Origin of the sequence: Shimia abyssi, assembly GCF_003014475.1 — a bacterium.
Classification (GTDB): domain Bacteria; phylum Pseudomonadota; class Alphaproteobacteria; order Rhodobacterales; family Rhodobacteraceae; genus Shimia; species Shimia abyssi.
The window spans coordinates 282,433-289,047 of the sequence record NZ_PYGJ01000004.1; the positions used below are offsets into that span (position 1 = coordinate 282,433).

General features: G+C 55.0%; 7 protein-coding genes. 2 read left to right on the forward strand and 5 right to left on the reverse strand.

Annotated features, from left to right (window positions below; translation table 11 throughout):
- Window positions 1-11 precede the first annotated feature (11 nt).
- Together CLV88_RS09930 and CLV88_RS09935 are read right to left on the reverse strand one after the other, a co-directional pair.
- Window positions 12-1,217, reverse strand: coding sequence for an MFS transporter (locus CLV88_RS09930; RefSeq protein WP_106608227.1), 1,206 nt, complete (start codon window positions 1,215-1,217; stop codon window positions 12-14).
- Complete coding sequence (locus tag CLV88_RS09935) at window positions 1,218-1,769, reverse strand: chalcone isomerase family protein (protein WP_106608228.1); 552 nt, start codon at window positions 1,767-1,769, stop codon at window positions 1,218-1,220. It abuts the gene before it with no gap.
- A 264-nt stretch (window positions 1,770-2,033) separates the two neighbouring features.
- Here CLV88_RS09935 and CLV88_RS09940 point away from each other — a divergent pair, with 264 nt between their 5' ends.
- Window positions 2,034-2,240, forward strand: a complete 207-nt coding sequence (locus CLV88_RS09940) for a hypothetical protein (protein WP_106608229.1) — start codon at window positions 2,034-2,036, stop codon at window positions 2,238-2,240.
- Window positions 2,237-2,614, forward strand: a complete 378-nt coding sequence (locus CLV88_RS09945; protein ID WP_106608230.1) for a hypothetical protein — start codon at window positions 2,237-2,239, stop codon at window positions 2,612-2,614. The genes CLV88_RS09940 and CLV88_RS09945 overlap by 4 nt, the downstream gene beginning before the upstream one ends.
- Before the next feature lie 279 nt (window positions 2,615-2,893).
- Here the strand turns inward: CLV88_RS09945 and groL are convergent, their stop codons facing one another.
- The 3 genes from groL to CLV88_RS09960 all read right to left on the reverse strand — a co-directional run bounded on the left by groL (window position 2,894) and on the right by CLV88_RS09960 (window position 6,399).
- Window positions 2,894-4,540: a chaperonin GroEL gene (groL, locus tag CLV88_RS09950; protein ID WP_106608231.1), complete on the reverse strand. Its 1,647-nt coding sequence runs from the start codon at window positions 4,538-4,540 to the stop codon at window positions 2,894-2,896.
- Between the two features lie 79 nt (window positions 4,541-4,619).
- A complete protein-coding gene (locus CLV88_RS09955; protein ID WP_106608232.1) occupies window positions 4,620-4,907 on the reverse strand; it encodes a co-chaperone GroES in 288 nt (95 codons plus the stop codon).
- A 370-nt stretch (window positions 4,908-5,277) separates the two neighbouring features.
- Window positions 5,278-6,399 carry a linear amide C-N hydrolase gene (locus CLV88_RS09960; RefSeq protein ID WP_106608233.1) on the reverse strand — a complete coding sequence of 374 codons (1,122 nt, stop codon included), beginning with the start codon at window positions 6,397-6,399 and terminating at the stop codon, window positions 5,278-5,280.
- Window positions 6,400-6,615 lie beyond the last annotated feature (216 nt).

Below are 6,615 nucleotides of genomic sequence, written 5' to 3' on the forward strand. Positions count from 1 at the left end.
GGCAAGTCCGGTTACGTCTCGCGTGCCTCGCGCGGCAGGGCAAGGACCAGCGCCACCGCCGCGACTTTCAGGATGCAGGGCAAAACCGCGTAGCCCAAAGTTAACGCCCAAAGCGCCTCTGCATCATTCTCTATGCCTGGCTGGAAACCAGCCCAATCCAACAGCGGCAAAACAAGCGCCGCCACCAACGCCAGTGACATCTTGGTCACCAAAGACCACAGACCAAATCCGGCGCCGCCCTCCAATTCTTCTTCATCCAACGCCACCGCAAAAAGTGCGGGCAACAGCACCATATCCGCCCCCAGCGCCAGCCCTGATCCGAAGCAGACCAAAGCAAACCCAGCCGCTGCCCCCGGCCCCAGCATCACAACGCCAAAAAAGCTGATAATCGCGAGCGACATTCCCACCAAAAGAACTTGTCGCGCACCCCATCTGCGCGCCGCGCGGGCCCATAACGGCGCGCTCAAACCTGCGCAGGCAAAAAACAGCAACAAGAACGGACCTGCTTGGCCCGTCAACCCCAGCCGGTCTTCTACAAAAAACAGGAACAACGTCGACGTCACCGCGACAGGCATTGCATTGACCAGCCCTAATGCCAGCAAAAATCTCATCCGTGCGTGACTCAATATGGCGCGCAAACCCATCCCTTGTGTTGGGTTTGCGCTACCCCGGCTCCACAACCGGGCCATGGCAAATGTCGCCAGAACCACAAGGCCAAGATAAACAAAGGCAAACCCTTGATATCCCAACGCGGTTGGCAATATCGCAGCCAGCAAAATTCCAACCACCGTGCCCGCCTCACGCGCGCCCGCCAGTCGAAAATGCGCGCCGGATCCACCAGCCGCAACCAAACGCACGCCCTGCGCGTAAAACAGAATGGTCAACAAGCTGTAGCTCGTGAAAATCACCATCAGCACACCCACCAGCCAAACGACCGGTGCGCCAAGCGGGGCCATGCCAAATAGTCCCCAAAACCCAGCAGCCAGTCCAATGGCCCCAACCCCGGCCCATGTTCCAACTGGTACACCGGGGCGATCCGTCAGCCACCCCAAAGCCGGATCTTGGGCAAAATCCATGATGCGAATGCCCAGCAGAACGGCCCCCAGCGTGCCAAGGCTCAAACCCATCTCCACCGTCACAAAACGGGGCAGGTGGATGTAAAGCGGCACGCCTGCGGCCGCCAGCATGGCGGCATAAACACCAATTCGCGGAAGCACTCAGCCCGCTCCGCGTAGCCGTTTGGCCAGTGATTGGTCACGTGCCTGATCCGATAGCCAAATCCCCAAATACCGGGCGCGAATACCCGCGTGGCGCAGCGTACATGTCTGCGCGCCGTTCACCCAGAACTCGAGCTGATCGGCACTTTTCGGCGCGGCCACCACCCGGTCTCCCGGTCGCACATCCCGAAAACACACGGAAAGCTTCGCCCCAATCTCCAGGTGATCCTCGCGGGCGCCCTCCATTCGTTCCAGCTCTTCCAGACTTGCTTTCAGCAATACCCGCGCCCGCACCTTGCGCGCATAGTCCAGTTGCAAGGCAAAGGGTCGCTCCCACCGAAACCCCTTGCCCTGCTGGGTATAAAGCTGCGCCTCATACACCTTGAACCCCAACCATCGAAAATCTCCGCTGCCCAGCTCAGCAGGCTGGCCCAGCGTTGCAGCCACTTCGGGCGCAACATCCGCATGGGCCTTGGCCGCCATCGCCAAAGGCAACAGTACTGTCAAAGCCAACATCACAACCCGCCCCCGGATCGGCAACCTCGTTTGCATGACATGTCCCCCGCTTGGTTTTGAGAGATTTACGCAGAGACGACCCAATCAGATCAAATTTTTGGCCACTGACGTCCATTGTCTGGGATTGAGAATGTGTAAACTTCATATAGAATTATCTTAGCGATAAAATTGTAAAAGGTGTTCATCTATTAAGATATTTCAGGGTTAATATATGGCACTACAAAAAACATCTGTTACCAAACAACGTCGAGGTTTTTTGGCAGAATCTAGCAAATTGCTTTCTGGCTTTTCCAGAATTCGATGATCGTTCTCGTTATTGCGAATTTCGGCGCGGTCGACGACGTTACCGGCGACTGTATCGATGCAGCTTGCGCAACCGGAGCCATTATCGGAGGCGGAGCACTTGCTGTCGGAGGTTGGTTCGTATGGTTTCTTGGGACCATCATTCTTGGCATCCTGATGTTCGCGACACGTGGAAAACTGGTGACTTACGAGGTAAAGCAATGATCCGATTTGGAATTCCACTGATTGTCATTAACCTCGCGCTCTTTCCAAACAGCGGGGCCGCAGAAACACTCGAGGCGTTTTTGAAACGACTGGACCTGACCGAAGTCGTGTTTGAAGGGCACATCCGGTATGATCCTACCAGCCTCAACGACATCCCCTTCGTGTACTACGATGCCGATGGTCAGGCCTTTCCCGTGACCATGGATGCGGGACGCAAGACCCGCGAAATTGTCGAAGACAAATGCGAGTCCGATGGCTTCATGGTGAACAAACGCGACCTTTGCCAGATTAAGGGAACGGGAAGCGTGGAAATCAGAGGAAGCCGGGTCCACCTCAGTGTAGATTCTATCGAATCCTTGACCCCCCCCGAATAACCCCAGCCTTCGCGCACCGCGCCAGACCGAGACCTGTCAATTTGAACGACTGACACAAAAAAGGCGCTCCAAACGGGGCGTCTTTGATTTGGTCCGTGCCAGGCATTTGCAAGGTTTGCCAAGGCGGCGACGACACGGATCGCATTTGAAGCGCGCACAAAGAAAAAGAGGCCACCCAAAGGTGACCTCTCTCTTAGACTTGGCGGAAGCTGTCGTGACACTGGCCCAACGGGCCAATGCACTGTCGCTTAAGGTCAAATTCCTTTCAGGAATTTAACCTTACATCATGCCGCCCATGCCGCCCATGCCGCCCATGTCGGGCATGCCGCCGGCTGCCGCGCCTTCTTTGGCGGGCTTGTCGGCAACCATGGCTTCAGTCGTGATCAGCAGACCAGCAACCGAGGCTGCATCTTCCAGAGCAGTACGCACCACTTTGGCCGGGTCAATCACACCAAACGAGAACATGTCGCCATACTCTTCGGTCTGTGCGTTGAAGCCGAACGAATTGTCGTCGCTCTCGCGGACTTTGCCCGCAACAACCGCACCGTCAACACCGGCGTTCTCGGCGATCTGACGCAGAGGCGCTTCGATGGCTTTACGCACGATGGTGATACCGGCGTTCTGGTCAGCGTTCGCACCTTCCAGAGTTTCCAGTGCTTTACCGGCCTGAACCAGCGCAACACCACCACCAACAACAACACCTTCTTGAACCGCAGCGCGGGTCGCGTTCAGTGCATCGTCAACGCGGTCTTTGCGTTCTTTCACTTCAACTTCGGTCATGCCGCCAACGCGGATAACAGCAACACCACCTGCCAGTTTGGCAACGCGCTCTTGCAGCTTCTCACGGTCGTAGTCAGAAGAGGTTTCTTCGATCTGAGTGCGGATCTGAGCAACACGTGCTTCGATCTCGGCTTTCTCGCCTGCACCGTCAACGATGGTTGTCTCGTCTTTGGTGATCTCGACTTTCTTGGCTGTGCCCAGCATGTCCATGGTCACGGACTCAAGCTTCATGCCCAGATCTTCAGAGATAACCTGACCACCGGTCAGGATTGCGATATCCTGCAACATCGCCTTGCGACGATCGCCAAAACCAGGTGCCTTAACAGCAGCAATTTTCAGACCGCCGCGCAGTTTGTTGACAACCAGAGTTGCCAGCGCTTCGCCTTCAACATCTTCTGCAATGATCAGCAGCGGCTTTTGCGACTGGATCACCTGTTCGAGCAGCGGAACCATTGGCTGGAGGCTCGACAGTTTCTTTTCGTGCAACAGGATCATGCAGTCGTCCAGATCTGCGATCATCTTGTCAGCGTTGGTCACGAAGTAAGGCGACAGGTAGCCGCGGTCGAACTGCATGCCTTCAACAACATCGGTTTCTGTTTCCAGACCTTTGTTCTCTTCAACAGTGATAACGCCTTCGTTGCCAACTTTCTGCATCGCACCTGCGATCTGGTTGCCGATGTCGGCTTCGCCGTTGGCCGAGATGGTGCCAACCTGAGCAACTTCGTCGCTGTCTTTAACTTCGCGCGACGCGTCTTTGATGCCAGCAACAACATTGGCAGTCGCCAGATCGATACCGCGCTTCAGATCCATTGGGTTCAGACCAGCTGCAACCTGCTTGAGACCTTCTTTGACGATGGCCTGCGCCAGAACGGTTGCGGTGGTGGTGCCGTCGCCCGCTTCGTCATTGGTGCGGCTGGCAACTTCTTTCACCATTTGCGCGCCCATGTTCTCGAACTTGTCTTCCAGTTCGATTTCCTTGGCAACCGATACACCGTCCTTGGTGATGCGCGGCGCGCCAAAGGATTTGTCCAGAACCACGTTACGACCTTTGGGGCCCAGGGTTACTTTGACGGCGTCTGCCAGAATGTTTACGCCAGCCAGCATACGGTTGCGGGCATCGGTGTCGAACTTTACGTCCTTAGCCATTTTGTTATTCCTCTTTCAGAGAATGTATGGAAAATCATCTGCGGCCCGGATCTATCCGGCCGCGTGTAAGCCTGTTGGCTTATCCGATGATGCCCATGATGTCGGATTCTTTCATGATCAGCAGCTCTTCACCGTCAACGGTGACTTCGGTGCCCGACCATTTGCCAAACAGAACTTTGTCGCCTGCTTTGACGTCCAGCTCAACGCGCTTGCCAGCGTCGTCACGTGCGCCTGCGCCCACGGAAACGATCTCGCCCTCAGCGGGCTTTTCTTTGGCGCTATCGGGGATGATCAGGCCGCCTGCGGTTTTTTCGTCGCTTTCAGTGCGGCGAACCAGCACGCGATCATGCAGAGGTGTAAATGCCATTGTCTAGGTTTCCCTAACTTGAGTTTGCTCCCTGACTCCTCAGCGGAGTCGTTATCACTCCCTATCGGCGAGTGCTAACGGCGGTATAGCTAGGGTCAGTTTTTCCCCGAGTCAACGCAATAGATGAAAAAATCTGAACGACCGACGGATTCAGCCTATGAGCGCCATGTTCAGGCCAATGCAGCCGTCTTGGGACTTATCTTCTCTTGCTGGTCGTCAAACACCTTGTGCCTGGCATTGTAAACAAAAAGCCGCCAGGATTGAACTTCGCAGACAAGCCGGTTTGGAACCCAAAATTGAAAGATGCTCACAGCGCTGTGTGTATGGCTGCGGCTTTCTCGGGCCGAAGCCGCAACCAAGAGAGCACACGTTAGTTGGACGGCGTCATATTCACTAAAGTTGGCTTGCGATCACCGTTGGTTTCAAACACGGTCATCTCTTCGCCCATGGCTCCGAAATCAATCTGCTTCATGTCAACCAAGTGTACGGTTCTGTCGTACATTGTATGATAGTAATAAACCAGATTCTGGGAATCCGCAGCCGTCGTAATCTGAGTTGCGCTGTACAGCAGGTCGTCAGATTTTACATCGTCTTGTGCGCCTTCAGCAGCATCCGCCGGAATGTTGAAATTATCCAGAATCCGAAACGCCTCGCGCACAGTGTCATATCCGCCTTCAGTCTCGCGAGCGGTTTGAGAAAATGCGACTGCTCGAACGAAACGCGAAGGCGGAGTGAAATCACCCGGAAGACCAATCATACCGCTCCCGGCTCCCAGTGGCGCAAAGGTCAGCCCGCTAGCTTCAACCGCAGGAAGCCCAAGGGCGGATAGGTTCACGTAGTTGTTGAGGTTGGTCATGTGCCAATCGTAATTTGGTGAGTTTGTAATCACACCGAGAGGCGCGTCGAAAACGGTGAGTTTGCCGTCAATGTATTCAATGACAATGCGTCCCCCGAAACGGTCCGCCACCAAAAGATGAAAGGGAAACGGAAATCCAAGCGTCTCGTCCACCACGCCAACGACGCGAACGTCTGCCAACCCGGCTGCTGCTTCATCTACGGTTTCGTACTGAGAAAGGACATAACTGGCCAACAAGTCGCCAGGGATCGAGTTTTTGGCAAGCTCAGGCAGATATTCTTGGTATTCTGTATAGCCAGGCAAGTAAAACAGCCCTGCGCTCAATCCCGCTTCGTTGAGCCCATCTGCAGGCGCTCCGTGGTCCAACATGCTTATACCGACCATTCCGAAACGCCCGAACCAGTTTGCCCCTTCCTGCCCGTCAGGCATCTCGCCCGCGCTATAAGTGAAGCCACTGGGAATAATGTTTATCTTGGTTTCCAGATCAAAAGGACCCCATTCGGCAGTCCGGGCTCGAACGATGCTCCCATCCAGCCCTGAGAGCATGATACCCGTACATCCCCATGCCATGGAGACTGATGCGATGCACACTATTCCCGCCTTTGCTACGGCATGAGCTAAACCAAATAAATTCATTAAGGGTCTCCCGTCAGTCTAAATAGCGCTCTGACTGTCGCGCGTGACATAGCATAACACACAACACCTCGCGTTGAATGGCGGTTAGAAAAAAACCGTGTCGCGACGGCAGTTTTGTCCGGAGGCTGTGTGAAAACTCCCCCATTCTGACCGGACTGATGGTATAATTTCTGTATTTGGTACGGAGGTTGTTGATGACGCAATTTATCGAGGGTC

Coding starts and splice junctions, on each gene's coding strand:
- CLV88_RS09940 (WP_106608229.1), top strand. CDS start 2,034: ATGATCGTTCTCGTTATTGCGAATTTCGGCGCGGTCGACGACGTTACC.
- CLV88_RS09955 (WP_106608232.1), bottom strand. CDS start 4,907: ATGGCATTTACACCTCTGCATGATCGCGTGCTGGTTCGCCGCACTGAA.
- CLV88_RS09960 (WP_106608233.1), bottom strand. CDS start 6,399: ATGAATTTATTTGGTTTAGCTCATGCCGTAGCAAAGGCGGGAATAGTG.
- CLV88_RS09935 (WP_106608228.1), bottom strand. CDS start 1,769: ATGCAAACGAGGTTGCCGATCCGGGGGCGGGTTGTGATGTTGGCTTTG.
- groL (WP_106608231.1), bottom strand. CDS start 4,540: ATGGCTAAGGACGTAAAGTTCGACACCGATGCCCGCAACCGTATGCTG.
- CLV88_RS09945 (WP_106608230.1), top strand. CDS start 2,237: ATGATCCGATTTGGAATTCCACTGATTGTCATTAACCTCGCGCTCTTT.